Annotated in this window: 23 protein-coding genes; 11 read left to right on the top strand and 12 right to left on the bottom strand. The window is 73.9% G+C overall.

What is annotated here, in order from left to right; all coding sequences use genetic code 11:
• Positions 1–7 precede the first annotated feature (7 nt).
• Genes ACFY60_RS11380 through ACFY60_RS11370 form a run of 3 tightly spaced genes read right to left on the bottom strand, consistent with a single transcriptional unit; the run spans position 8 to position 2,942 of the window.
• A complete protein-coding gene (locus ACFY60_RS11380; protein ID WP_388610472.1) occupies positions 8–868 on the bottom strand; it encodes an ABC transporter ATP-binding protein in 861 nt (286 codons plus the stop codon).
• Complete coding sequence (locus ACFY60_RS11375) at positions 865–1,941, bottom strand: FecCD family ABC transporter permease (RefSeq protein WP_388610475.1); 1,077 nt, start codon at positions 1,939–1,941, stop codon at positions 865–867. Before ACFY60_RS11375 ends, ACFY60_RS11380 begins: the two co-directional genes overlap by 4 nt.
• Positions 1,938–2,942 (bottom strand): FecCD family ABC transporter permease, encoded by a 1,005-nt coding sequence (locus ACFY60_RS11370; protein WP_388610477.1) that lies wholly within the window; start codon positions 2,940–2,942, stop codon positions 1,938–1,940. The genes ACFY60_RS11375 and ACFY60_RS11370 overlap by 4 nt, the downstream gene beginning before the upstream one ends.
• 125 nt (positions 2,943–3,067) lie before the next feature.
• On the opposite strand from ACFY60_RS11370, the gene ACFY60_RS11365 reads away from it, so the two are divergent.
• On the top strand, positions 3,068–3,745 hold the full coding sequence (locus ACFY60_RS11365) for an HAD family hydrolase (protein ID WP_388610479.1): 678 nt from the start codon (positions 3,068–3,070) through the stop codon (positions 3,743–3,745).
• Here the strand turns inward: ACFY60_RS11365 and ACFY60_RS11360 are convergent.
• Positions 3,733–4,011, bottom strand: a complete 279-nt coding sequence (locus ACFY60_RS11360) for a hypothetical protein (RefSeq protein ID WP_309055819.1) — start codon at positions 4,009–4,011, stop codon at positions 3,733–3,735. The two genes, ACFY60_RS11365 and ACFY60_RS11360, sit on opposite strands and share 13 nt — an antisense overlap.
• A gap of 149 nt (positions 4,012–4,160) precedes the next feature.
• On the opposite strand from ACFY60_RS11360, the gene ACFY60_RS11355 reads away from it, so the two are divergent.
• Positions 4,161–4,544 carry a cold-shock protein gene (locus ACFY60_RS11355; RefSeq protein ID WP_388610480.1) on the top strand — a complete coding sequence of 128 codons (384 nt, stop codon included), beginning with the start codon at positions 4,161–4,163 and terminating at the stop codon, positions 4,542–4,544.
• 8 nt (positions 4,545–4,552) lie between these two features.
• On the opposite strand, the gene ACFY60_RS11350 is transcribed toward ACFY60_RS11355, so the two are convergent.
• The 4 genes from ACFY60_RS11350 to ACFY60_RS11335 all read right to left on the bottom strand — a co-directional run bounded on the left by ACFY60_RS11350 (position 4,553) and on the right by ACFY60_RS11335 (position 8,229).
• Complete coding sequence (locus tag ACFY60_RS11350) at positions 4,553–5,404, bottom strand: 1,4-dihydroxy-6-naphthoate synthase (protein ID WP_388610482.1); 852 nt, start codon at positions 5,402–5,404, stop codon at positions 4,553–4,555.
• Positions 5,401–6,279, bottom strand: a complete 879-nt coding sequence (locus ACFY60_RS11345) for a futalosine hydrolase (protein WP_388610485.1) — start codon at positions 6,277–6,279, stop codon at positions 5,401–5,403. Before ACFY60_RS11345 ends, ACFY60_RS11350 begins: the two co-directional genes overlap by 4 nt.
• Positions 6,280–6,299: 20 nt before the next feature.
• Positions 6,300–6,779, bottom strand: coding sequence for a DUF2771 domain-containing protein (locus tag ACFY60_RS11340; protein ID WP_309052294.1), 480 nt, complete (start codon positions 6,777–6,779; stop codon positions 6,300–6,302).
• A gap of 79 nt (positions 6,780–6,858) precedes the next feature.
• Positions 6,859–8,229 carry an MFS transporter gene (locus ACFY60_RS11335; protein ID WP_388610487.1) on the bottom strand — a complete coding sequence of 457 codons (1,371 nt, stop codon included), beginning with the start codon at positions 8,227–8,229 and terminating at the stop codon, positions 6,859–6,861.
• A gap of 543 nt (positions 8,230–8,772) precedes the next feature.
• On the opposite strand from ACFY60_RS11335, the gene ACFY60_RS11330 reads away from it, so the two are divergent.
• The 3 genes from ACFY60_RS11330 (at position 8,773) to ACFY60_RS11320 (ending at position 13,665) form a co-directional block, all read left to right on the top strand.
• Complete coding sequence (locus ACFY60_RS11330) at positions 8,773–9,693, top strand: DUF3027 domain-containing protein (RefSeq protein WP_388610490.1); 921 nt, start codon at positions 8,773–8,775, stop codon at positions 9,691–9,693.
• 139 nt (positions 9,694–9,832) lie between these two features.
• The gene (locus ACFY60_RS11325; RefSeq protein WP_388610492.1) at positions 9,833–12,979 is read left to right on the top strand and encodes a sacsin N-terminal ATP-binding-like domain-containing protein; all 3,147 of its coding nucleotides are present in this window, start codon (positions 9,833–9,835) and stop codon (positions 12,977–12,979) included.
• 113 nt (positions 12,980–13,092) lie between these two features.
• On the top strand, positions 13,093–13,665 hold the full coding sequence (locus ACFY60_RS11320) for a dihydrofolate reductase family protein (protein ID WP_388610493.1): 573 nt from the start codon (positions 13,093–13,095) through the stop codon (positions 13,663–13,665).
• 16 nt (positions 13,666–13,681) lie between these two features.
• On the opposite strand, the gene ACFY60_RS11315 is transcribed toward ACFY60_RS11320, so the two are convergent.
• Both ACFY60_RS11315 and ACFY60_RS11310 read right to left on the bottom strand, forming a co-directional pair.
• Positions 13,682–16,090 carry an HAD-IC family P-type ATPase gene (locus ACFY60_RS11315; RefSeq protein ID WP_388610496.1) on the bottom strand — a complete coding sequence of 803 codons (2,409 nt, stop codon included), beginning with the start codon at positions 16,088–16,090 and terminating at the stop codon, positions 13,682–13,684.
• A 145-nt stretch (positions 16,091–16,235) separates the two neighbouring features.
• Positions 16,236–16,544, bottom strand: coding sequence for a DUF2530 domain-containing protein (locus ACFY60_RS11310; protein WP_388610498.1), 309 nt, complete (start codon positions 16,542–16,544; stop codon positions 16,236–16,238).
• A gap of 155 nt (positions 16,545–16,699) precedes the next feature.
• Between ACFY60_RS11310 and ACFY60_RS11305 the strand changes: the two genes are divergently transcribed.
• Positions 16,700–18,145, top strand: coding sequence for an NCS2 family permease (locus tag ACFY60_RS11305; protein WP_388610499.1), 1,446 nt, complete (start codon positions 16,700–16,702; stop codon positions 18,143–18,145).
• Here the strand turns inward: ACFY60_RS11305 and ACFY60_RS11300 are convergent.
• A complete protein-coding gene (locus ACFY60_RS11300) occupies positions 18,138–18,359 on the bottom strand; it encodes a hypothetical protein (protein WP_309055675.1) in 222 nt (73 codons plus the stop codon). The two genes, ACFY60_RS11305 and ACFY60_RS11300, sit on opposite strands and share 8 nt — an antisense overlap.
• A gap of 209 nt (positions 18,360–18,568) precedes the next feature.
• Here ACFY60_RS11300 and ACFY60_RS11295 point away from each other — a divergent pair, with 209 nt between their 5' ends.
• The 5 genes from ACFY60_RS11295 (at position 18,569) to ACFY60_RS11275 (ending at position 22,844) form a co-directional block, all read left to right on the top strand.
• Positions 18,569–19,012: a MarR family transcriptional regulator gene (locus tag ACFY60_RS11295; protein WP_352062321.1), complete on the top strand. Its 444-nt coding sequence runs from the start codon at positions 18,569–18,571 to the stop codon at positions 19,010–19,012.
• A gap of 27 nt (positions 19,013–19,039) precedes the next feature.
• The gene (locus ACFY60_RS11290; RefSeq protein WP_388610501.1) at positions 19,040–20,386 is read left to right on the top strand and encodes an MFS transporter; all 1,347 of its coding nucleotides are present in this window, start codon (positions 19,040–19,042) and stop codon (positions 20,384–20,386) included.
• Between the two features lie 138 nt (positions 20,387–20,524).
• Positions 20,525–21,148 carry an RNA 2',3'-cyclic phosphodiesterase gene (thpR, locus tag ACFY60_RS11285; RefSeq protein WP_388610504.1) on the top strand — a complete coding sequence of 208 codons (624 nt, stop codon included), beginning with the start codon at positions 20,525–20,527 and terminating at the stop codon, positions 21,146–21,148.
• A gap of 141 nt (positions 21,149–21,289) precedes the next feature.
• Entirely contained in the window at positions 21,290–22,279 is a 990-nt protein-coding gene (locus ACFY60_RS11280) for an aldo/keto reductase (RefSeq protein WP_388610507.1), read from the top strand.
• A 178-nt stretch (positions 22,280–22,457) separates the two neighbouring features.
• Entirely contained in the window at positions 22,458–22,844 is a 387-nt protein-coding gene (locus tag ACFY60_RS11275; RefSeq protein ID WP_389457995.1) for a hypothetical protein, read from the top strand.
• A gap of 39 nt (positions 22,845–22,883) precedes the next feature.
• On the opposite strand, the gene ACFY60_RS11270 is transcribed toward ACFY60_RS11275, so the two are convergent.
• Positions 22,884–23,582 carry a GDSL-type esterase/lipase family protein gene (locus tag ACFY60_RS11270; protein WP_388610510.1) on the bottom strand — a complete coding sequence of 233 codons (699 nt, stop codon included), beginning with the start codon at positions 23,580–23,582 and terminating at the stop codon, positions 22,884–22,886.
• Between the last annotated feature and the right edge of the window lie 49 nt (positions 23,583–23,631).

Here is a 23,631-nt window from a genome sequence, read left to right as displayed (position 1 = left end):
CCCCGCCTCAGCCCGTGACCGGCGCCTCCGCGTCCGCCCGCCAGGGTGCGCCCGGTACCACCAGCGGTGATCCGGTCACCGGGTCCGGGACGACGACCGCGTCCAGGCCGAAGACCTCGCGTACCAGGTCCGCCGTGACGACGGCGCCGGGCGCGCCCTCCGCCACGATCCGGCCCTCCTTCATGGCGACGAGGTGGTCGGCGTACCGGGCGGCCTGGTTCAGGTCGTGCAGGACGACGACGACCGTCCGGCCGCGCACCCGGTTGAGCCGGCGCACCAGGTCGAGCACCTCCACCTGGTGGGCGATGTCGAGATAGGTGGTCGGCTCGTCCAGGAGCAGCAGGTCCGTCTCCTGGGCCAGGGCCATCGCGATCCATACTCGCTGGCGCTGTCCGCCCGACAGCTCGTCCACGGACCGGTCGGCGAGCGCGGACACGTCCGTGCGTTCCATGGCCTCGACGACCGCCCGCTCGTCCTCCTCCGACCACTGCTTCCACCAGGCCTGGTGCGGCTGGCGGCCCCGGGAGACCAGATCGGCGACGGTGATCGCCTCGGGCGCGACCGGTGTCTGCGGCAGCAGGCCGATCGCGCGGGCGATCCGCTTGGTGGGCAGCCGGGCGAGTTCCCGGCCGTCGAGGAGCACCGCCCCGCCGGCGGGCCGCAGGAGCCGGCCGAGGGCCCGCAGGGTGGTGGACTTGCCGCAGGCGTTCGGGCCGACGATCACCGTGACCTTGCCGTCGGGGATCGCCAGGTCCAGCTCGTGGACGACCGTGCGGTCCTCGTAGGCGAGGGTCAGCCCGCGCGCGGCCAGCCGGCCGCCCCCCGCCGTACCCGCGCCGCCCTTCGTACCGGGAACCGGATCACTCACGCCTTGCCTCCTGCGGTGCGGCTCCGGACGATGAGCCAGATCAGATACGGGGCGCCGACCGCCGCCGTGAGGACACCCACCGGCAGTTCGACCGGCGAGAACAGCCGCCTGCCGAGCAGGTCGGCGAGGACCACGACCGCCGCGCCCGTGAGCGCCGAGCACAGCAGCGGGATCTGCGCGGTCCGCGTCATGCGCCGGGCGACCTGCGGGGCGAGGAGCGCCACGAAGTCGACCGGTCCCGCGACGCCCGTGGCGACCGACGCGAGGACGACACCGACGGCGACGAGCCCGAGCCGTACCCGTCCGAGCCGCACGCCGAGGGCGGTCGCCGTGGAGTCGTCCAGGGAGACCGTCCGCTGGGCGCGGGCCGCCCACAGCACGGCGGGCAGCATGATCAGGAGCGTCCAGCGGATCGGGGCGGACTCGTCCCAGCCGCGCCCGTTGAGGGAGCCGGTCATCCAGATCTGCGCCTGCTGGGCCACCAGGTAGTCGCCCTTGGTCATGAACAGGGTCGTCAGGGACCGCAGGGCGATGGCGAAGCCGATGCCGATGAGCACGAAGCGGGTCGCGTGCAGGCCGCCGCGCCAGGCGAACACGTACACGAGCGCCGAGGCGAGGACGCCGCCCGCGATCGACAGGTAGGGCAGCGCCGTGTACGAGGTGAGGCCGAAGGTCATCGCGGCGACGGTGAACGCCCCGGCGCCCTGGCTGATGCCGATGATGTCGGGGGAGGCGAGCGGGTTGCGGGCCACGGTCTGGATGAGGGCGCCCGCGATGCCGAAGGCCGCGCCGACCGCGAGGGCGACGACGAGCCGGGGCGCGCGCAGCTCCTCCACCACGAAGGCGGCCGGCGAGTCCTGCCCGAGCAGCACCCGTACGACCTCGGCGGGCTCGACGAACCTCTCCCCGACGCAGAGATACGCGACGGAGGCGGCGGCCAGGAGCAGCAGCAGGCCCGTGGCGACGGCGGCCGAGCGCCGGTGGACCAGGAAGGAGGTCCGGCCGGCGCGGACGAGTCCGTAGCCGGCGGGGCGGACGGCGGCCCGCCTCCCGGGGGTGGCGGTGGCGGTCACGCGGGCACCGCCTTGCGGCGCACCAGGGTGACCAGGAACGGCACGCCGATCAGCGCGGTCATCACGCCGGCCGGGACCTCGCCGGGCGGGAACACGATCCGGCCCGCGACATCGGCGACGAGGACCATCACGGGCCCGAGGAGGGCGGCCATCGGCAGCACCCACCGGTGGTCGGAGCCGACGACGGCCCGCGCGATGTGGGGGACGGCGAGGCCGACGAAGGCGACGGGCCCGGCGGCGGCGACGGCCGCGCCGGTGAGGACGGTGGCGCCGGCGCCCCCGACGATCCGTACCGTCGCGACCCGCTGCCCGAGCCCCTTCGCCACGTCCTCGCCGAGCGCGAGCGCGTCCAGGCCCCGGGCGACGCAGACCACCAGAACCGCCCCGAGCAGCAGGAACGGCCAGATCTGCCCGGCGATGGTGGCGTCCCGCCCGTCGAGCGAGCCGATCTGCCAGAACCGGAACTCGTCCAGCGCCGAGGCCTTGGTGGTGAGCACGCCGGTGGTGAGGGAGAGCAGCAGCGCGTTGATCGCGGCCCCGCCGAGCGCCAGCTTCACGGGCGTGGCGCCCCCGCGCCCGCCGGAGGCGATGGCGTACACGGCGACGGAGGCGAGAGCGGCGCCGAGGAAGGCGAACCACACGTATCCGGAGAGGCTGTGCACCCCGAGGAAGGCGATGGCGCACACCACCGCCACCGAGGAGCCCTGGCTGATGCCGAGGATGCCGGGGTCCGCGATCGGGTTGCGCGTGATGCCCTGGAGGGCGGTGCCGGCGAGCGCGAGCGCTGCGCCGACCATCAGCCCGATCAGGGTGCGGGGCAGCCGGAGCTGCCGTACGACCTCGGCGTCGTCGCCCGGGGCGCCGTGCAGGAGCGCGTCGAGGACCACCGAGGGGGCGACGGCGCGGGCGCCCACGGCGAGGCTGAGGAGGACGGCGAGGAGCAGGGCGACGACAGCCGCCGTGGTCGCGAGGACCCGTCTGGAACGGAGAGCGGCTGGCATGGAGACCCATCGGGGGTGGTACGCGGCCGGGCGCCCGGGAACGGCGGCCGGAGGGGCGGGCGGGTTCGGTGAGGCGTGGCTCAGTCTATGCAGCGCCCCATGGCCGAAATCGAACACCCGGCACAATGGCCCCCATGACCTCCGCCCCGTCGCCGTCCCCCGCTCCCGCGCTCCCGTCGCCGGCCCCGGTCTCCCCGTCCCGGCTCACCGTGGGCTTCGACCTCGACCTGACGCTGATCGACTCCCGCCCCGGCATCAAGGCGGCCTGGGAGGCGTTCTCCGCCGCGTACGGCGTGCCCGTGGACGCGGACCTCGTCGTCAGCCGGCTCGGGCCGCCGCTGGAGCACGAGATGGCCCACTGGGTGCCCGCGGCGCAGGTGCCGGAGATGGTCGCCCGCTACCGGGCCCTCTACCCCGAGTACGCCGTCGAGCCGTCACCGCCCATGCCGGGCGCCCTGGAGGCGGTCCGGGCCGTGCGCGCGGCGGGCGGGCGGACGCTCGTCGTGACCGCCAAGAACGGACCGCACGCCGAGCTGCACCTGGCCCACCTGGGGATCGAGCCGGACGCCGTCGTCGGCGGCCTGTGGGCCGAGGGCAAGGCGGAGGCGCTGCGCGCCCACGGCGCCGGGGTGTACGTCGGCGACCACGTCGGCGACGTGCGCGGAGCGGCCGCGGCCGGCGCCCTCTCGGTGGCCGTCGCCACCGGCCCCTGCGCCCCCGCCGAGCTGCGCGAGGCGGGCGCGGACGTGGTCCTGGCGGACCTGACGGACTTCCCCGCCTGGTGGGACTCCTACCGGGCCTGAGCCGGGGAGGCCGCGCCGGCCCGGGCCTGGCGGCGCTGGGCGGCGATCGACCGCAGCACGCCCGCGCCGGCCAGCAGGAAGCCGACGCCCATCAGCATGGACACGCAGTAGGCGACCGTGGGGAACGGGTCGGTGCCGAGGAACAGCGGAGCCACGGTGACCAGCGTCGCCAGCGCGCCGACCGCGAAGACGATCACACCGGTCTTGACGAGGCCGTCGCCCGGAGCGCTGTCGTTCACCGGTGCGGCGGGGGTTTCACTACGCATTCCGCCAGGGTAGTTCCCAGGCCGGGGCTCCACATCGGCGGCGTCTTGTCACCGGCCCCCGGACCCTTAACCTTGGTGGCGGCGGGTCGGTCGGCCCGCTGTTTGCCATACCCATCCGACGAGCAACGAGTACGAGGACGAGGACGGACGTGCCTACCGGCAAGGTCAAATGGTTCAACAGTGAGAAGGGCTTCGGCTTTCTCTCCCGCGACGACGGCGGTGACGTCTTCGTCCACTCGTCGGTGCTCCCCGCCGGGGTCGACGCGCTGAAGCCGGGACAGCGGGTGGAGTTCGGCGTCGTCGCCGGCCAGCGCGGTGACCAGGCGCTGTCGGTGACGGTCCTCGACCCCACCCCGTCCGTCGCGGCCGCGCAGCGGCGCAAGCCCGACGAGCTGGCGTCCATCGTGCAGGACCTGACGACGCTCCTGGAGAACATCACGCCGTCCCTGGAGCGGGGCCGCTACCCCGACAAGACGCACGGGAAGAAGATCGCCGGCCTGCTGCGGGCGGTCGCCGACCAGCTGGACGTGTAGCGCGCCCCTCAGGGGAACGCCAGCGCGTCGGGGCCGAGGGGCGGTACGAGCCCCTCGGCCGCCGCGCGGGTGAGGAGCCCGCGGACCGCCGCGTACCCGTGCTCGCCGAGGTCGGCGGTGAACTCGTTGACGTACAGGCCGATGTGCTGGTCGGCCACCTTCGGATCCATCTCCTGGGCGTGCTCCAGGACGTACGGGCGCGAGGCCGCCGGGTCGTCCCAGGCCATCCGTACCGACGTACGGGCCGCGTCTGCCAGCCGCCGCAGCGTGTCCGCGCCGAGCGAGCGCCGGGCGACGATCGCCCCGAGCGGGATCGGCAGGCCGGTGGTCGACTCCCAGTGCTCGCCCATGTCGGCCAGGCAGTGCAGCCCGTAGTTCCGGTACGTGAAGCGGGCCTCGTGGATGACGAGCCCGGCGTCGACCTTGCCGTCCCGGACGGCCGGCATGATCTCGTGGAACGGCATCACGACGACCTCCCCGACCCCGCCGGGCACGGCCTCGGCCGCCCACAGCCGGAAGAGGAGGTACGCGGTCGAGCGCTCGCTCGGCACGGCCACCGTCCTCCCGGCCAGGTCGGCCCCGGTGCCGGCGTCACGGGTGAGCACGAGCGGCCCGCAGCCCCTGCCGAGGGCGCCGCCGCAGGGCAGCAGCGCGTACTCGTCCAGGATCCAGGGCAGCACGGCGTACGAGACCTTCAGGACGTCGTGGTCGTCCGCGCCGCTCTCCGCCCACCCGTTGGTGACGTCGATGTCGGCGAAGGTCACGTCCAGGCGCGGCGCGCCGGGGACGCGGCCGTGCGCCCAGGCGTCGAAGACGAAGGTGTCGTTCGGGCAGGGCGAGTAGGCGATCTTCAGTTTCACGCGGGTGCCTCCACGGAGCCGGGACGGGACCCGGAACCGGATGCGGACCCGGAACCGGGGGCGGTGTCGGGGACGGTGGCGGCCCGGGCGCCGGGGACCGCGGCGAAGCCGGTACGGGCCAGCCGCCCGAACCCCTCCCGCAGCGCGGCCAGGGCCTCGCCGATGCGCCACGCGGCGCGGTCGCGCGGGCCGACCGTGTTCGACACGGCCCGGACCTCCACGACGGGCACGCCGTACGCGGCGGCGGCCTCGGCCACGCCGAAGCCCTCCATCGCCTCGGCCGCCACGCCCGGATGACGCTCCGCCAGCTCGGCGGCGCGCCGGGCGGTGCCGGTGACGGTGGAGACGGTGAGCACGGGCGCCACGGTGTACGGCACCCCCGCACCGTCCAGGGCGTCGGCCAGCGGCCGGGTCAGCGTCTCGGGCACCCGGTGCACGGAACGGCCGAACCCGAGCTCCTCGACGGCCAGGTACCCGTCGGGCGTCTCGGCCCCCAGATCGGCGGCCACGATCGCCGCCGACACGACGAGCGACCCGAGCGGCGCGCCCGGCGCGAACCCACCGCCGATCCCGGCGGACACCACGAGGTCGTAGGGCGCGGCGGCTCCCGCCACGGCGTCCGAGGGACGGGCCTCCCGCAGCGACGCCGTCGCCAGGGCCGTGCCCGTCGCGGCGGCGGCGGCCGCGGGGCCGACCCCGCCGACGAGCACGTCCACCCGTACGGCGCGGGACGCGCCGGCCGGGAGGAAGGTGTGGCGGCGCAGGGTGAGGCCGCCCGGCAGGGCCACGGCCCGCGGGCCGCCGGGCGGCAGGCCGGCGGCGACGGAGTCCGCCTCCGCCGCCACGGCCGTCACGATCAGGATCCGGCGGGCCACCGCCGGATCAGGAGTCGGACTCAGGAGTCCTTCTTCAGCTGGAAGTGCCAGATGCCGGTCAGCTTCTTGCCGGTGTTCTCGACGATGGTCACCTGGGTGGTGTTGGTGCTCTCGCCGCTCTGGCTGGAGAAGAAGGCGCTGGCCGGAATGGTCCGGTACGTCTTCTTGTACGGCTCCGGCTCGGCCTGCTGGCCGCCCAGGAAGATGGTCCAGCCGTGGTCCGCGATCTCGGGGTCGACCCCGAAGCGGATCTTGTCGTCCATCGCCACGGTGATGGACTTCTCGGCCTTCTTGTTGAGGCACTGCTGGATCTGCGACTCCTTGATGGCCTCACCGCCGTTGTAGCAGGCGGCCTCGGAGTGGACCGAGTCGGTCCCGACCGTCACGGTCGCGAGCGGAGTCGGCTTGTCGCATGCGGAGAGGACGAGGAGCCCGGCGGAGACGGCCCCGAGGGCGACGGCGGCCCGGCGGCGCGAGCCGGTGAAGAACGCAACGGTCATGAGCCGAAGGCTATCGGGCCGCGCCGCCCGCGCCACGCGGGGGTACGGCGTGCCGCCGCCCGGACCCCCCGGACACCCCCTACGCCACCCGGTTCGGGGTGCGGCCCTCGGCGCCGGGGCGGGGGCGCCGGGCCGCCGACAGCAGGCCCCGCACGGCGAGCAGCGCGCCCAGGCCGAGGATCGCGGCGGCGACCGCCATCCCGAGCGGGCCGCTCAGCGGCAGGGCGATGCCGATGCCGCCGCCGATCACCCACGCCATCTGGAGGGCGGTCTCCGACCGGGCGAAGGCCGAGGTCCGCACCTGCTCGGGCACGTCCCGCTGGATCATCGCGTCCAGGGACAGCTTCGACAGGGCCTGGGTGAGGCCGGCGACCGCGCCGAGGATCGCGACCATCACGCCGCCGAAGAAGACGGACGTGCAGACGGCGGCCGTGAACACCGTCGTGATCATCGTGGCGATGATGGTCTCGGGGCGGTGGCCCCGGTCCCGCAGCAGCGAGCCGACCGCCGTGCCGCAGGCGTTGCCGACGCCCGCCGCCACCCCGACGATGCCCAGGGAGACGGCGGCGCTCTGCCCCGACAGCGGGTGCTCGCGCAGCAGGAACGCCAGGAAGAAGATCAGGAAGCCGGCCAGCATGCGCTGCGCGGCGTTCGCCTGGAGGCCGTGCAGGACCGACGGGCCCACCGTCCGCAGGCTGGGCCTGCGCTCCCCGTGGGTGAGCAGGTGCGCCCGCCGCTCGCCCTTGTCCGAGTCCACCTTGTGCGGCATCCGCAGCGCCCAGAACGTGCCGAGCAGGAACAGCGCGCACGCCCCGTACAGCGGCCAGCCGGGGCCCACCATCTGGAGTCCGGCGCCGACGGGCGCGGCGACGCCGGTGGCGAGCAGACCGGCGAGCGTGACCCGTGAGTTCGCTCTGACCAGGGAGAAGTCCGACGGCAGGAGCCGGGGGACGACGGCGCTGCGGACGACTCCGTACGCCTTCGAGGCCACCAGCACGCCGAGCGCCGCCGGATACAGCTCCAGGCCGCCGGTGGCGACCGCGCCCGACATCATCACGGCGAGCACCGCGCGGGTGAGCATCGCGCCCGCCATGGCGGCGCGCCGCCCGTGCGGGATGCGGTCGAGCAGCGGACCGATGACGGGGGCGAGCAGGGTGAACGGGGCCATGGTGACGGCCAGGTAGAGGGCGACGCGCCCGCGGGCCTCGTCGGTGGGCACGGAGAAGAAGACGGTGGAGGCGAGGGCGACGGTGATCATGACGTCGCCCGCGCCGTTCACGGCGTGCAGCTCGATCAGCTTGCCCAGCCCCGACTCGCCCGCGCCCTGCGCGTGCGTCGCCCGCCGGATGCCGCGCGCCGTACCGGTGAACGGCAGGTGCAGGGCACGCCCGACCGACCGGCCCGCTCGACGGAGCGGCCCGGCGTGCTCGTGGGACCGTGCGGCTGCCACTCCGTCATAGTGCCCCACGGGTGCGCCCCGCGAACCGTGGCGCGGCGGGTGGGGCCCCTGCGGGCCGGGCTCGCGGGGACTCCCGCGAAGGCCGCGCGGCGCGCACCGGGTACGGGCCGCCGCACCCGCCGGAACGGCGGTGCCGCAAGGGGAGTCGCACGGTTCGGGACCCGGGCGCCGCACGGCTTGTCGTACGAGTGGCGGCACGGTCCGGCACCGGTTCACCGGCGGGTTCCGCACGGGCCGGAGCCCGGGCGTGGCGCGCCGCCGGGCGTCCGCGATACGGGCCACTTGGGGCGGGCAGGTGGGCGGCGGCCCGCGAACGGGGTAGCGTGCGTAGCGCGCCACCGGCGGTTGCTCTCGGCCGCGCGCCTCTTCGGCATCCCGCAGAATGGATGACGATAGGTGTGCCCGAGACGCGCGAGACAGGTCGGGTGCGGACGTCGATGCGGCCCTCCGGTCCGCTCCGCCCGCCGCCCGAAGCCTCGCTCCCGCTCCTCGGCCGGCGCACCCGTGAGACGGCGTAGGAGAGAAGCGAGACCTGTGAGTGCTGCGACGACGCGAAGCCGTACCCCGCGTACCCCGCGTACCCCCGACCGCCTGTGCGCCGAGGCGGTAGACCTCGCGAGGGCGGCCGCCGAGGAGGCGGCCGCACCGGGAGTCGTCGGCGAGTACGCCGGGGCCGTCGCGGAGGGCGACCGGGTCGTCACGCACTTCTTCGAGTCCCGTGAGCCGGGCTACCGCGGCTGGCGCTGGGCCGTCACCGTGACCCGCGCCTCCCGCGCCAAGAACGTGACGCTCGACGAAACCGTCCTGCTGCCCGGCGCCGACGCGCTCCTCGCCCCCGAGTGGGTGCCGTGGAGCGAGCGGCTGCGGCCCGGCGACATGGGCCCCGGCGACCTGCTGCCCACCGAGCAGGACGACCTGCGCCTGGAACCGGGGTACACGGGCGAGGACGCGCCGCCGCCGAACTCGGCCGTCTCCGAGGAGATGGCCGAGCACCTCGACGCCGAGGACGCGGAGATCACCGACCGCACCCCGTCGCGGGGCGCCATCGCCTCGGTCGCCGAGGAGCTCGGCATGCGCCGGGCGCGGGTCCTCTCGCGGTACGGGCTCCACGTGGCGGCCGACCGCTGGGACGAGGCGTTCGGCGCGAAGACGCCGATGGCGCAGGCCGCGCCCGCGTCCTGCGAGTCCTGCGGCTTCCTGGTGCCGCTGGCCGGTTCGCTGCGGCAGGCGTTCGGCGTGTGCGCCAACGAGTTCTCGCCGGCCGACGGCCGGGTCGTCTCCCTGTCGTACGGCTGCGGCGGCCACTCGGAGGCCGCGGTCATGCCGAAGCCCCCGCGCCCGGCGCCGCCGGTCCACGACTCGATGGCCGCGGACGTCTTCCCGCTCCGCCCCTCCAAGGACTCCGGCTCCACGACGGAACCCGACGCGACCTCCGAGGACCTCGGCCACTCCTGACCCCCCGCGCGGTGACCTCCGGGCACGGACCCGGGGGGCCTTCGGGGTCGCCCGGTGACGGGCCGCGGGGGTGGTGGCGGGCGCGGTACCTTCGGGCCCCGGTGTACTCACCGGTCCGCACCACACACCACCCCGCAGAGTGGAGTCAGACGTGAGCGTCAGCGTCCGGACGACGACCGACGGAAGCGATCCCTTCGGCACCGCAAGGCTCCGGCGGGGCGTGCTCGACGCCTGGGCGGCCTCGCCCGCCCGGTTCCGCGAGGACGCCAACGCCGAGGAGGACCTCGCCCTCGGCGGCTACCGCGACCGCCTCGTCGTCGAGCTCGCCCAGAACGCCGCCGACGCCGCCCACCGGGCCGGCGTCACCGGCCGCCTCCGCCTCACCCTGCACCCGGCGGGTCCGGACGGCCCCGCCGTCCTCGCCGCCGCCAACACCGGCGCCCCGCTGGACGCCGCCGGTGTCGAGTCGCTGTCCACCCTCCGCGCCTCCGCCAAGCGCGAGCACGCCCCCGGTGCCGTCGGCCGCTTCGGCGTCGGCTTCGCCGCCGTCCTCGCCGTCAGCGACGAGCCGGCCGTCCTGGGCCGCCACGGAGGCGTCCGCTGGTCCCTCGCGGAGGCCCGGGAACTCGCCTCGGACGTGGCCCGCCACAGCCCGGGCCTCGGCGACGAACTGCGCCGCAGGGACGGCCACGTACCGCTGCTCCGGCTGCCCCTGCCCGCCGAGGGCACCGCCCCCGAGGGGTACGACACCGTCGTCGTCCTCCCGCTCCGGGACGCCGCCGCCCAGGCCCTCGCCGAAGGCCTCCTCGCGGCCGTCGACGACACGCTCCTGCTCACCCTTTCGGGTCTCACCGAGATCGTCGTGGAGACGGCCGGGACCGTACGGACCCTCACCCGCTCCGAGCGCGACGGCTACACGCACATCGACGACTCGGCGTCCGGCGCCCACCGCTGGCGGACCGTCACCCACGGCGGCCCGCTCGACGCGGACCTCCTCAAGGACCGCCCGGTCGAGGAGCGCCTGCGCCCCCACTGGTCCGTCACCTGGGCGGTCCCCGTCAACGACGACGGCACTCCCCGCTACCCCCGCAGCGCCCCCGTGGTGCACGCCCCGACGCCCACCGACGAACCCCTCGGCATCCCCGCCGTCCTCATCGCCTCCCTCCCGCTCGACACGGCCCGCCGGCACGTGGCGCCCGGCCCGGTCACCGAGTTCCTCGTGCAGCGCGCGGCCGACGCGTACGCCGAACTGCTCGCCGAATGGCGGCCGGTGACGCCCGCCGCGCTCGACCTCGTCCCGGGCCCGCTCGGCAAGGGCCACCTGGACGGGGCGCTGCGCGAGGCGATCCTCGACCGGCTGCCCCGGGTCGCCTTCCTGGCCCCGGCCGTGCCCTCCGAGTTCCTGCCGGCGCTCCGCCCGGTCGAGGCGGAGGTCGTGGAGGGTGCGGGGGCCGAGACCGTACGGGTGATGGCCGAGGTGTTCCCGACGCTGCTGCCTGCGGGGCTCGAGCGGCGGCCCGAGCTGCGGACGCTCGGCATCGGCCGGGTGCCGCTGACCGAGGCCGTCGACCGGCTCGCCGGGGTGGACCGGCCGGCGGCCTGGTGGTGGCGGCTCTACGACTCCCTCGCGGGCGTCGACCCCGACCGGCTGACGGGCCTGCCCGTGCCGCTCGCGGGCACCGGCGAGGACGGCGCCCGGGTCCGTACCGCCATCGGCCCCCGCCAGGTGCTGCTGCCGCAGGACCGCACGCCCGCGGAGCTGACCCGGCTCGGCCTGAAGGTGGCGCACCCGGACGCGGCGCACCCGCTCCTGGAGAAGCTGGGCGCCCTCCCCGCGACGCCCCGCGCCGTCCTGACCACCCACCAGGTGCGGCTGGCGGTCGCGGCCTCGCTCGACGTGGGCGAGGTGTGGGACGAGGACGTGGACGCGCCGGACGCCGAGGAGCTCGCCGAGACCGTCCTCGGCCTGGTCCGGGACGCGGAACTCGAACCGGGCGACGAGCCGTGGCTCGCCGCGCTCGCCCTGCCCGACGAGGACGGCGAGCTCACCCCGGCGGGCGAACTGGTGGTGCCCGGCTCGGCCTTCGCCGCCGTCATGCGCGAGGACGAACTGCCCTTCGTGGACGCCGGCCTCGCCGCCCGCTGGGGCGAGGGGCCGCTCGCCGCCTGCGGGGTCCTCGCGAACTTCGCCCTCGTCCGCGCCACCGACCTCGTCCTCGACCCGGACGAGCTGGAACCCCGCGAGGGCGACTACCCCGAGCCGGACGACGCCGGGCTCCTCGACGCCGTCGACGTGTGGTGCGAGGACGTCCTGGACCGGCTGCCGATGACCCCGGTGCCGCCGGTGGCGACGGAGATCGTGGCCGTCCGCGACCTGGACCTGGTGGACGACGACGCCTGGCCGCAGGCCCTGGCACTGCTCGCCCGGCCGCCGCTGCGGGACGCCCTGATCCAGCCTGTGCGGGTCCTGCTGCCCGACGGCACCACGGAGAACGTCCGCTCGTACACCGCCTGGTGGCTGCGCGACCACCCCGTGCTGGACGGCCGGCGGCCCGCCGGACTGCGCGCCGCCGGCACCGACCCGCTCCTCGTCGGCCTGTACGACTCCGCCGACGCGACCGGCTTCGACGACGAGCAGGTCCTGCGGGCGCTCGGCGTCCGCACCTCCGTCGCCGCGCTCCTGGACGAGCCGGGCGGCGCGGCCGAACTCCTCGGCCGCCTCGCGGACCCCTCCCGCGAGGTCACCGGCGCCCAGCTGCACGCCCTCTACACGGCCCTCGCGGATCTGGACCCGGAGCAGGTGACCCTGCCGGACGAGCTGCGCGCGGTCGTCGACGGCGAACTCGTCGTGGTGGACGCCTCGGAGGCGCTGGTCGCGGACGCCCCGGACCTCCTGCCGCTCACGGCCGGCCTGCCGCTGCTGCCGGTCTCCCCGTCCCGGGCGGCCGACCTGGCGGACCTGCTCCAGGTACGGCGCCTGAGCGAGACCGTCGAGGCCGAGGTGACCACGGTCGGCGAGGAGCACGAGGTCCCGGCCGCCGTCCACGCCCTCCTCGGCCCGGCCACCCCCGCCACGTACATCGAGCACGAGGAGCTCCGCGCGGCCGGCCGTGAACTGGACTGGCGCCTCACCCCCGACGGCGTGCTCCACGCCGCCACCCTGGAGGGCGTGGCCGCCGGCCTCGCCTGGGCCACCGCCCAGTGGCCCCGCCGCTTCGAGGTCGCCGCGCTCCTGGAGGACCCCTCCCGCACGGCGGAGCTGGCGAGGGACCGCTGGTTCGACTAGGCGCCCCGGCGTGGGAAGCCCGCCGCCGACCGATGAGTTTCCGGCGGGCTCCCGGTCTCCCTTCCCAGAAGCCCGCCACCGGGGCCGCGTGCCCCCAGAACCGAGGATCTCCGATGCGCACCCTGATCAGCTCCGCCTTCGTCTCGCTCGACGGTGTCATGGAGGCGCCGGGCGGCGAGCCCGGTTACCGGAACGCCGGCTGGACCTTCAAGGACATCGCGTTCCTGCCCGAGGCGTACGAGATCAAGGGACGCGAGCAGAAGGAGGCCTCGGCCATGCTGCTCGGCCGGGTCAGCTACGAGGCGTTCAGCGCCGTGTGGCCCGGCATGGAGGACTTCGCCGACTACAAGGTCATGCCGAAGTACGTCGTCTCGACCACCCTCGCCGACGGTGACCTGGTGACCGGCTGGGGCGAGACGACGATCCTGCGCTCGCTCGACGAGGTCGCCGCCCTGAAGGAGACGGAGGGCGGCCCGGTCATCGTCCACGGCAGCGCCACCCTGAACCGGGCCCTCGCCGACGCGGACCTGATCGACCGCTACCACCTGCTGGTCTTCCCGGTCCTGCTGGGCGCGGGCAAGCGCCTGTTCAGCGCCACCGACAAGGACGCCCGGAAGCTCCGGCTGGTCGAGCACGAGGCGTACGCGAACGGTGTCCAGAAGAACGTCTTCGACGTCGTCCGCTGAGGCGGCGGACACCCCCCTAGGCCGGGACCTTCCGGTCGACCCACCGCCAGGCGGCCTCCAGGAGCGCCGCTCCCGCCGCCGCCACGGCGACCGCCGCCCAGGGCATGGTCGCACCCACCAGTTTCAGGGCGAAGAACTCCTGGAGCCAGGGCACGACGAGGACCAGGAGGAACGCGCCGCCCATGGCGGCGACCAGGGCGATCCGCCACCACGTGTAGGGACGGGCGATGATCGCCAGCACCCACATGGAGACCAGGAAGAGGGTGAGGGTGGCGGCGCTGGTCTCGGCGTTCAGCGCGTCCGGGCCGGTGTAGTGGTGCCGGGCGAGGAGGTACGTCGTGAAGGTGGCCGCCGCGGCGATGACGCCGCCGGGGATCGCGTACCGCATCACCCGGCGGACGAAGTGCGGTTTCGCCCGCTCCTTGTTGGGCGCGAGGGCCAGGAAGAAGGCCGGGACGCCGATGGTGAGGGTGGAGAGCAGGGTCAGGTGCCGGGGCAGGAACGGGTACTCGACCTGGGTGCAGACCACCAGGATCGCCAGCAGCACCGAGTAGACCGTCTTGGTGAGGAAGAGGGTGGCGACGCGGGTGATGTTGCCGATGACCCGCCGGCCCTCGGCGACCACGGAGGGGAGGGTGGCGAAGCTGTTGTTCAGGAGCACGATCTGCGCGACCGCCCGGGTCGCCTCCGAGCCGGAGCCCATGGAGACGCCGATGTCGGCGTCCTTGAGCGCGAGGACGTCGTTCACGCCGTCCCCGGTCATGGCGACGGTGTGCCCGTGGGACTGGAGCGCGGCCACCATGTCCCGCTTCTGCTGCGGGGTGACGCGCCCGAAGACCGCGTTCCCGTCGAGGACCTGCGCCATCTCCTCCCGGTCGTCGGGCAGCTTCCGCGCGTCGACCGTGTTCTCGGCGCCCGGCAGGCCGAGCTTGCCCGCCACCGCGCCGACGGAGACCGCGTTGTCGCCGGAGATCACCTTCGCGGCGACGTCCTGGTCGGCGAAGTAGGCGAGGGTGTCGGCGGCGTCGGGCCGCAGCCGCTGTTCCAGGACCACGAGGGCGGTGGCGCGGGTGCCGGCGGCCACGTCGGGGGAGTCGAGCTCGCGGGTGGTGCGGGCCAGCAGCAGGACCCGCAGGCCCTGCTCGTTGAGGTGGTCGATCTCGCTGAGCACCGGGTCCCCGGGCGGCAGCAGCACGTCGGGCGCGCCGAGCAGCCAGGCGGACTCCTCGCCGTTGCCTTCGCTGAACGCGGCCCCGCTGTACTTGCGGGCGGAGGAGAAGGGCAGCGCCTGGACGCAGCGCCAGTCCTCGGCGTCGGGGCAGGCGTCGATGATCGCCTGGAGGGAGGCGTTGGGGCGCGGGTCGGACGCGCCGAGCGCGCCGAGCACCTTCCGTACGTACGCCTCGTCGGCGCCGTTCAGCGTCCGCAGCTCGGTGACGTCCATGCCGCCCTCGGTGAGGGTGCCGGTCTTGTCGAGGCAGACGACGTCCACGCGCGCGAGTCCCTCGATGGCGGGCAGCTCCTGCACGAGGCACTGTTTGCGCCCCAGCCGGATGACGCCGATGGCGAAGGCGACGGAGGTGAGGAGCACCAGGCCCTCGGGGATCATGGGGACGATGCCGCCGACGGTGCGGGCGATCGAGTTCTTGAAGTCGGTGTCCTTGACGACGAGCTGGCTGATGACGAGGCCGGTCGCGGTCGGGACCATCATCCACGTGACGTACTTGAGGATGGTGGAGATGCCGCTGCGCAGCTCGGAGTGGACGAGGGTGAAGCGGGACGCCTCCTCGGCGAGCTGGGCGGCGTAGGCCTCGCGGCCGACCTTGGTGGCGGTGAAGGCGCCGCCGCCGGCGACGACGAAGGAGCCGGACATGACGGTGTCGCCGGGCTGCTTCACGACCGGGTCGGCCTCGCCGGTGAGGAGGGATTCGTCGATCTCCAGGCTGTCGGCCTCGGCGACGACGCCGTCGACGACCACCTTGTCGCCCGGTCCGAGCTCGATGAGGTCGCCGAGGACGATCTCGGAGGTGGAGATCTCGCCGGAGAGGCCGTCGCGGCGGACGGTGGGCCTGGCCTCTCCGATGACGGCGAGCCCGTCGAGGGTCTTCTTGGCGCGGAGCTCCTGGATGATGCCGATGCCGGTGTTGGCGAGGATGACGAAGCCGAAGAGGCTGTCCTGGATCGGCGCGACGAACAGCATGATCACCCACAGGACGCCGATGATGGCGTTGAAGCGGGTGAGGACGTTGCCGCGGACGATGTCGGCGGTGGAGCGGCTGGAGCGGACCGGTACGTCGTTGACCTCGCCGCGTGCGACGCGTTCGGCGACCTCGGCGGAGGTGAGGCCGGCGTTCCGGTGCACGACGGGAGGGCCGGCCTCCGTCGGCCCGCCGCCGTCGGTGTCGATCTTCGCCCGCTGAGTCATGCTTCCGACGGTACGACCGGAAGGGCGCGCTCACCCGCCGAGCGGTCGGAAGATCAGACCGGGGGAGGACGGAAATGGTCCCCCGGTACGACGAGCCGGCCCGGGAACCCCGAGCCGGACCCGTGCACGTCTCCGGGGCGGCTCCCTACGCGGAGGGGGATCCCTCCCCGGACCCGGTCTCCGGGGCCGCCGCGCGGGCCGCCGCCTCGTGACGCTTGATCGCCGCGTCCCGCTTCCGCACGTACCAGATGCCGATCAGGCCGAGCCCGCCGCCGGCCAGGCAGGTCCACACCCACCAGGTGAGGTCCCGGTCCTCGAACCAGCCGTAGAAGGGCACTTGGACGAGGAAGAGGACGAACCAGAGGATCGTGCCGCCGGTGATGGTGCCGACGACCGGCCCTTCGAGGGGCTCGGGTGCCTCGTGCTTCGGTGATCCCGAAAGAATGCCGGTCATGCGGCTCAGTCTAAGCGGCCGAAATCGGGGTCTACGCGCGGAGATGGACGCCCTCTCGTTCATGTGTTCATACTGAAACGGTTTGCCTGTGGCGGGTTTCCTTCGTATGAACCGCCAATAAAGGACATCCCGTACGAGGACTCCCAAGGACTCCCATGAGCACCACGGCCACCGCCAAGGCCTCCCCCGAGCCCGGCGGCCCTCAGCCCACCTCCGGCCTCGACCGCTTCTTCAAGATCTCCGAGCGCGGTTCCACCGTCGCCCGCGAGGTCCGCGGCGGCTTCGCCACCTTCTTCGCGATGGCCTACATCATCGTGCTGAACCCGATCATCCTCGGCAGCGCCAAGGACATGTACGGGAACCAGCTCGACGGCGGCCAGCTCGTGACGGCCACCGTCCTCACGGCGGCCTTCTCGACGCTCCTCATGGGCGTCATCGGCAACGTGCCGATCGCCCTCGCCGCCGGCCTCGGCGTCAACACGGTCGTCGCCCTCCAGCTCGCGCCCCGGATGTCCTGGCCGGACGCCATGGGCATGGTCGTCCTCGCCGGCGTCGTCGTCATGCTGCTGGTCGCCACCGGCCTGCGCGAGCGCGTGATGAGCGCGGTCCCGGTCGGCCTGCGCAAGGGCATCGCGATCGGCATCGGCCTCTTCATCATGCTCATCGGCCTGGTGGACTCGGGCTTCGTCTCCCGCATCCCGGACGCCGCGCACACCACGGTCCCGCTCCAGCTCGGCGGCGGCGGCCACCTCACCGGCTGGCCGGTCCTCGTCTTCGTCCTCGGCACGCTGCTGACCCTCGCCCTGCTGGTCCGCAAGGTGCCGGGCGCCATCCTCATCTCGATCGTCGTCATGACGCTCGTCGCCATGGTCATCGACGCCGTCGCCAAGGTGCCCTCCTGGGGCCTGACGACCCCGAAGTGGCCCGGCAACCCGCTCGCCACGCCCGACTTCGGCCTGGTCGGCGAGGTCAGCCTCTTCGGCGGCTTCGGCAAGGTCGGCGTCCTCACGGGCTGCCTCTTCGTCTTCACCGTGCTGCTGTCCTGCTTCTTCGACGCGATGGGCACCATCCTCGGCGTCGGCGACGAGGCCGAGCTGATGGACAGGAACGGCAACTTCCCCGGCATCAACAAGGTGCTGCTCGTGGACGGCCTGGCCGTCGCCTCCGGCGGCGCGACCTCCTCCTCGGCCACCACCTGCTTCGTGGAGTCCACGGCGGGCGTCGGCGAGGGGGCCCGTACCGGTCTCGCCTCGGTGGTGACCGGCGGCCTCTTCTCGGTGGCGCTGTTCCTCACGCCGCTGGCGACCATGGTCCCCTCCCAGGCGGCCACCCCCGCGCTCCTCGCGGTCGGCTTCCTGATCCTGGCCGGGTCGGTCAAGGACATCGACTGGAGCGACTACACCATCGCGGTGCCGGCGTTCCTGGCGATGCTGATGATGCCGTTCACGTACTCGATCACGAACGGCATCGGCATCGGCTTCATCACCTTCAGCGTGCTGCGGCTCGCCGCGGGCCGGGGCCGCGAGGTCCCGGTGGCGATGTACATCGTGTCGGCGGTCTTCGTCTTCTACTACGCGATGCCGGCGCTCGGCCTCACGTGATCCGGTGGCCCGGGGACGCGCCCTCGGGCGCCGCCCCGGCCCCGTAGAACTTCTCCGTCTCGTCGACGGCGGTCTTGAACCGCTCGTCGAAATCCTCGCGAACGAGCGTCCGGACGACGTAGTCCTGGACGCTCGTTCCTCTTTTGGCGGCGTGACTCCGGAGCCGGTCGAGCAGCTCACCGTCGATGCGCAGGCTGAGCACTGTCGATCCCATGCCGTTCAGGGTCGGGGCAGGCCGGGCCCCCTCGCGTCACTTTCCGGATCCGACTCACTCGTTCGGGTGATACATGGCGCCGGAAGCGTGAAGCGCGCCCGCGTGGTTTCACGCCCGCCCCAGGCGCCACGGGGGTACCCGTGTGATGCGCGCTACGTCGGGGTGTGACCGTTGGTATTTAGCGAGAGTAATGAGTTAAGCTAACGACTATGCCAGATCTGTCCCACGGTTCGCCCGACGACGCCGCGGCCGTGAACGCGCTCCGCTCCTCCGTCATGCGCCTGAGCCGACGCCTCAAGCACCAGCGCGTCGACGAGTCGCTCAGCCCGACCGAGATGTCGGTGCTCGGCACCCTGTCGCTCTGCGGTTCGGCCACCCCCGGTGAGCTGGCCCGCAAGGAGCACGTACAGCCGCCCTCGATGACCCGCATCGTGGCGCTGCTCGAAGCCAAGGGACTGGTCCGGCTGGAGCCGCATCCCGACGACCGCCGGCAGAAGGTGGTCAGCCCGACCGAGCGGGCCGAGACCATGCTCGACGAGTCCCGCCGCAAGCGGAACGCCTGGCTGGCCGCCCTCGCCGAGGGTCTGGACGAGGACGAGTGGGCCCGGCTGCGTGCCGCCGCCCCGGTCCTGGAGAAGCTCGCGCACCTGTAGACCGAGAGCCCGAGGAGGCGACGCACTTTGAGTACGGGACCCGGAGCAGACTCCGCACCCGTCCACAAACCCGATACCAACACCCCCCGCCCGGGCAAGGGAACCTTCTCCTCGCTCGAGATCCGGAACTACCGGCTGTTCTTCACCGGAGCGATCGTCTCCAACACCGGTACGTGGATGGCCCGGATCACCCAGGACTGGCTGGTCCTGAGCCTCACCGGCTCGGCCGCCGCCGTCGGCATCACCACGGCCCTGCAGTTCCTGCCGATGCTCCTCTTCGGCCTGTACGGCGGGGTCGTCGCCGACCGCTACCCGAAGCGCCGCCTGCTGCTGGTCAGCCAGGCCGCCCTCGGCCTGTGCGGGCTCGCGCTCGCCGCCCTGACCCTCTCCGGTCACGTCCAGGTCTGGCACGTCTATCTGATCGCCTTCCTCCTGGGCATGGTGACCGTCGTCGACAACCCGGCCCGGCAGTCCTTCGTGTCCGAGATGGTCGGCCCCGACCGGCTCCGCAACGCGGTCTCGCTGAACTCGGCGAACTTCCAGTCGGCCCGGCTCATCGGTCCCGCCGTCGCCGGTGTGCTCATCGCGGGCGTCGGCAGCGGCTGGGCGTTCCTGCTCAACGGCCTGTCCTTCCTCGCCCCGCTCGCCGGCCTGATGATGATGCGGACGAGCGAACTCCACAAGGTGGAGCGCGCCCCGCGCGGCAAGGGCCAGCTGAGGGAGGGCCTGCGGTACGTCGCCGGGCGGCCGGACCTGATCTGGCCGATCGTCCTCGTGGGCTTCATCGGCACGTTCGGGTTCAACTTCCCGATCTGGCTCACGGCCTTCGCGGACGACGTCTTCCACGTCGGCGCAGGGACGTACGGCTTCCTCAACACCCTCATGGCGGCCGGTTCCCTCGTGGGCGCCCTCGCGGCGGCCCGGCGGGGCTCGACCCGGCTGCGGATGCTGGTGGTCGCGGCGGGCGTCTTCGGCGTCCTGGAGATCGCGGCGGCGCTCGCGCCCGCCTTCTGGCTGTTCGCGCTGCTGCTGGTGCCGATCGGCATGATCGGCCTGACCGTCAACATCACCGCGAACTCCGCCGTCCAGATGGCCACCGACCCGGCCATGCGCGGCCGGGTGATGAGCCTGTACATGATGGTCTTTGCGGGCGGCACCCCCATCGGCGCGCCGCTGCTGGGCTGGGTCACCGACACGTACGGCGCCCGCGCGGGCTTCGCCACCGGCGGCCTGGTCTCCCTCGCGGCGGCGGTCGTCATCGGGCTGGTCCTCGCCCGGGTCGGCGGCCTCAGGGTCGCGGTCGGCTGGCACCACGGCCACCCGAGCGTCCGCTTCGTGCCCGTACGCCGTGAGCGCCTGGCGACGGCGGCCTGACGGGGCGGGACGTACGGCGAAGGAGTACGGACCCGGGTGCGCGGCCGCCACCCGGACCCGGTCCCTTCCCCGTACGGCTCCCGTCCCCGTACCGCCGCCGTCCGCCCCGTGCCGGGCCGGCGGTGCCACACTCGGCCCATGAGGCTTTTCGCCGCCGTGCTCCCGCCCGCCCCGCAGCTGGCCGAACTCGCGGAGACCGTCGACCGGCTGCGCCGGCTCCCCGGGGCCGACGGGCTGCGCTGGACCTCGCGGCCGGGCTGGCACCTCACCCTCGCCTTCATGGGTGAGGTCGACGACGGCCTCCTCCCCGACCTGTGCGACCGTCTCGCCCGCGCGGCGCACCGGACCCCGGCCTTCCCACTGCGCCTCCACGGCGGTGGCCACTTCGGGCGGCGCGCGCTGTGGACCGGCGCGGCCGGTGGCCTGGACGAGCTGCGGCTGCTGGCCGAGCGGGCCGACGCGGCCGCCCGCCGGGCCGGGGTGGCGATGGACGAGCACCGCCGGTACCAGGCGCACCTGACGGTGGCCCGGCAGCGCGCCGGGGACGTGGACCTGAGGCCCTTCCTGGACGAGCTGGCCCGTTTCGAAGGCCGCCGCTGGCAGGTGGCGGAGCTGGCGCTCGTCCGGTCGAACCTGCCGGTGAGCGGGGTGCCGGGGGAGGGGCCCCGGTACGAGACGGTCGAAGGCTGGCCCCTCGGGCGCGGAGGGGAGGACGGGGCGGGGGGCCGGGCCGGGAGCGGGCCGGGGAACGCGGCGGGTTAACCTCGTCGGGTGGACCCGAAGACTCGAAACCGGATCATGGCCGGTGTGCTGGTGCTGATGTTCGCGATCATCGCGGTGACCTCGGTGGTCGGTCAGTAACCCCTTGCTTCGAGCGCACTCCAGGCAGTTGGCTTGCCCCTCATGGAGTACACGCAGCTCGGACGCACCGGACTCAAGGTCAGCCGCCTCGTCCTCGGCACGATGAACTTCGGACCTCAGACGGACGAACCCACCAGCCACGCGATCATGGACGCGGCGCTCGACGCCGGCCTCAACTTCATGGACACCGCGAACGTCTACGGCCAGACGGCGGGCAAGGGGCGCACGGAGGAGATCATCGGCTCCTGGTTCGCCCAGGGCGGCGGGCGCCGGGACAGGACCGTCCTCGCCACCAAGATGTACGGCAACATGGGCGCCGACGGCGCCGCCTGGCCCAACCACGACAAGCTCTCGGCGGTCAACATCCGCCGGGCCGTCGACGCGAGCCTGAAGCGCCTCGGCACCGAGTACATCGACGTCTACCAGTTCCACCACGTCGACCGCGCGACCCCCTTCGACGAGATCTGGCAGGCGATCGACGTCCTGATCCAGCAGGGCAAGATCCTCTACGCCGGTTCCTCCAACTTCCCCGGCTTCAAGATCGCCCAGGCCAACGAGGCCGCCGCCCGGCGCGGCATGGTCGGCCTGGTCAGCGAGCAGTGCCACTACAACCTGTACGAGCGGCGCGCCGAGATGGAGGTCATTCCGGCGGCGCGGGAGTACGGCCTCGGCGTCATCCCCTGGTCGCCGCTGGCCGGCGGGCTGCTCGGCGGCGTCCTCGGCAAGGAGGCGCAGGGCGGTCGCCGGGCGGGCGGCCGGACCGCCGACGCGCTCACGGACCCGGCCGTGCGGGCCCGCGTCCAGGCGTACGAGGACCTGCTCGACAAGCACGGTCTGGCGCCGGGCGAGACGGCGCTCGCGTGGCTCCTGAGCCGTCCGGGCGTCACGGGCCCGATCATCGGCCCCCGCACGCCCGAGCAGCTGACGGGCGCCCTGCGCGCCCTCGAACTGGAGCTCCCCGACGAGGTCCTGGCGGGCCTGGACGAGATCTTCCCGGGCCCGGGCCCGGCCCCGGAGGCCTTCGCCTGGTAGGCGAGTGTCCCGTCCGGGCGGGCGGGCGCGGGGCCGGTGGCCGGTGCCCGCCCGCGCCGGGGGCCGGGGCTCACCGGCCACGGGTTCGCGGCGAGGCCGGCGTTCGGGTCCGCCCCCGGCCGGGGTAAGTTGAACGCGTTCAAGACGTCGAGTCGTGGGGGCGGTCATGCGGGTCACCGTGCGGGAAATCGTTCATCCGTGGCAGATCGGCCTGGCCGCGTGCGCCGTGGCCGTCCCGCTCGTGCCGGTCCTCGCCTCGGGGGACCCGTTCTTCGTGCTCCCCTTCGTGTTCGCGACCGCTGTGCTGACCGCCGTACCGCTGTTCCTCCACTCCCGGCCCCATGCCTTCCGGTGGGTCGCCGGGGCCGTCTCGGCGGTGCTGCTGCCGTGGTCGGTGTTCGGCTCCTGGGTCGGGATGCTCGTCTTCCTCCCGTCGGTCCCTCTCCTGCTCCTCGCGGCGTTCTCGGACCCGCGGCAGTACCCGAAGGCCGCCGGGTTCCTGGCGGGGGCCGGTTGCGCGTCGGCGGTGGTGGTGGCGCTGTTCTGGTGGGGCCGCGGGTACTGAAGCCCGCGCGTCGTCGGCACCGCCGCGGCGAGTGTCCGCCTACGCGTGCGCCGGGGCGAGTGGGCGGTAGGGGCCGCCGAGCGACCAGGCGCGGTGCATCGCGCCGGCGAAGGCGGCGGCCAGTTTGTGTTCCCCCGTCGGGCCCGGATGGGTGCCGTCGTAGGTGTCGGCGTCCAGGTCGTACGACTCCGGCACCGCCGCCAGGAGCAGGGGCGAGCCGGGCGAGTCCAGGTCCGCGAGCGCCCGGGCGAGCAGGTCGTTGAAGCGGGCGCACTCGGCGGCGAACGGGGCGTCGTAGGTGGCGCGGACGTTGGGGATGACCGGCAGGAAGACCGCCCGCACGCGCGGGTCGGCGGCGCGGGCCGCCGTCACGAACGCCCGGACGTTCTCCTCCGTCTGGTCGCTGTTGGTGTAGAAGCCCAGGTCGATCAGGCCCAGGGAGACCAGCAGCACCTGTGCCCCGGTCGCCGCGACCGTGTCCCCGATCACCGGGGCCATGTGCAGCCAGCCCTCCCCCCAGCCGGCCAGGTGCCGGCGGGCCGGGGCGGGGAAGTCGGGGTCGGCGTACGCCTCGGAGACGGGCGCGTCGGCCGCCGGGTCGTACAGCGCGGTGCGCGGACCGACGATCTCGTACGCGCCGGGCAGCGTGGCCTCCAGGTGCTGCCACATCCGGTAGCGCCAGGTCCAGTCGCCGGCGCGTCCGATGGTCATGCTGTCGCCGACGAACAGAAAACGCATGGTCATATCATCGCGGACGCCCTCGGCCCGCTCGACGTGATCCGGGCCA

This window comes from Streptomyces sp. NPDC012827, from assembly GCF_042900905.1.
GTDB lineage: Bacteria > Actinomycetota > Actinomycetes > Streptomycetales > Streptomycetaceae > Streptomyces > Streptomyces gulbargensis.
This window is presented reverse-complemented; position numbering and strand designations above follow the sequence as displayed.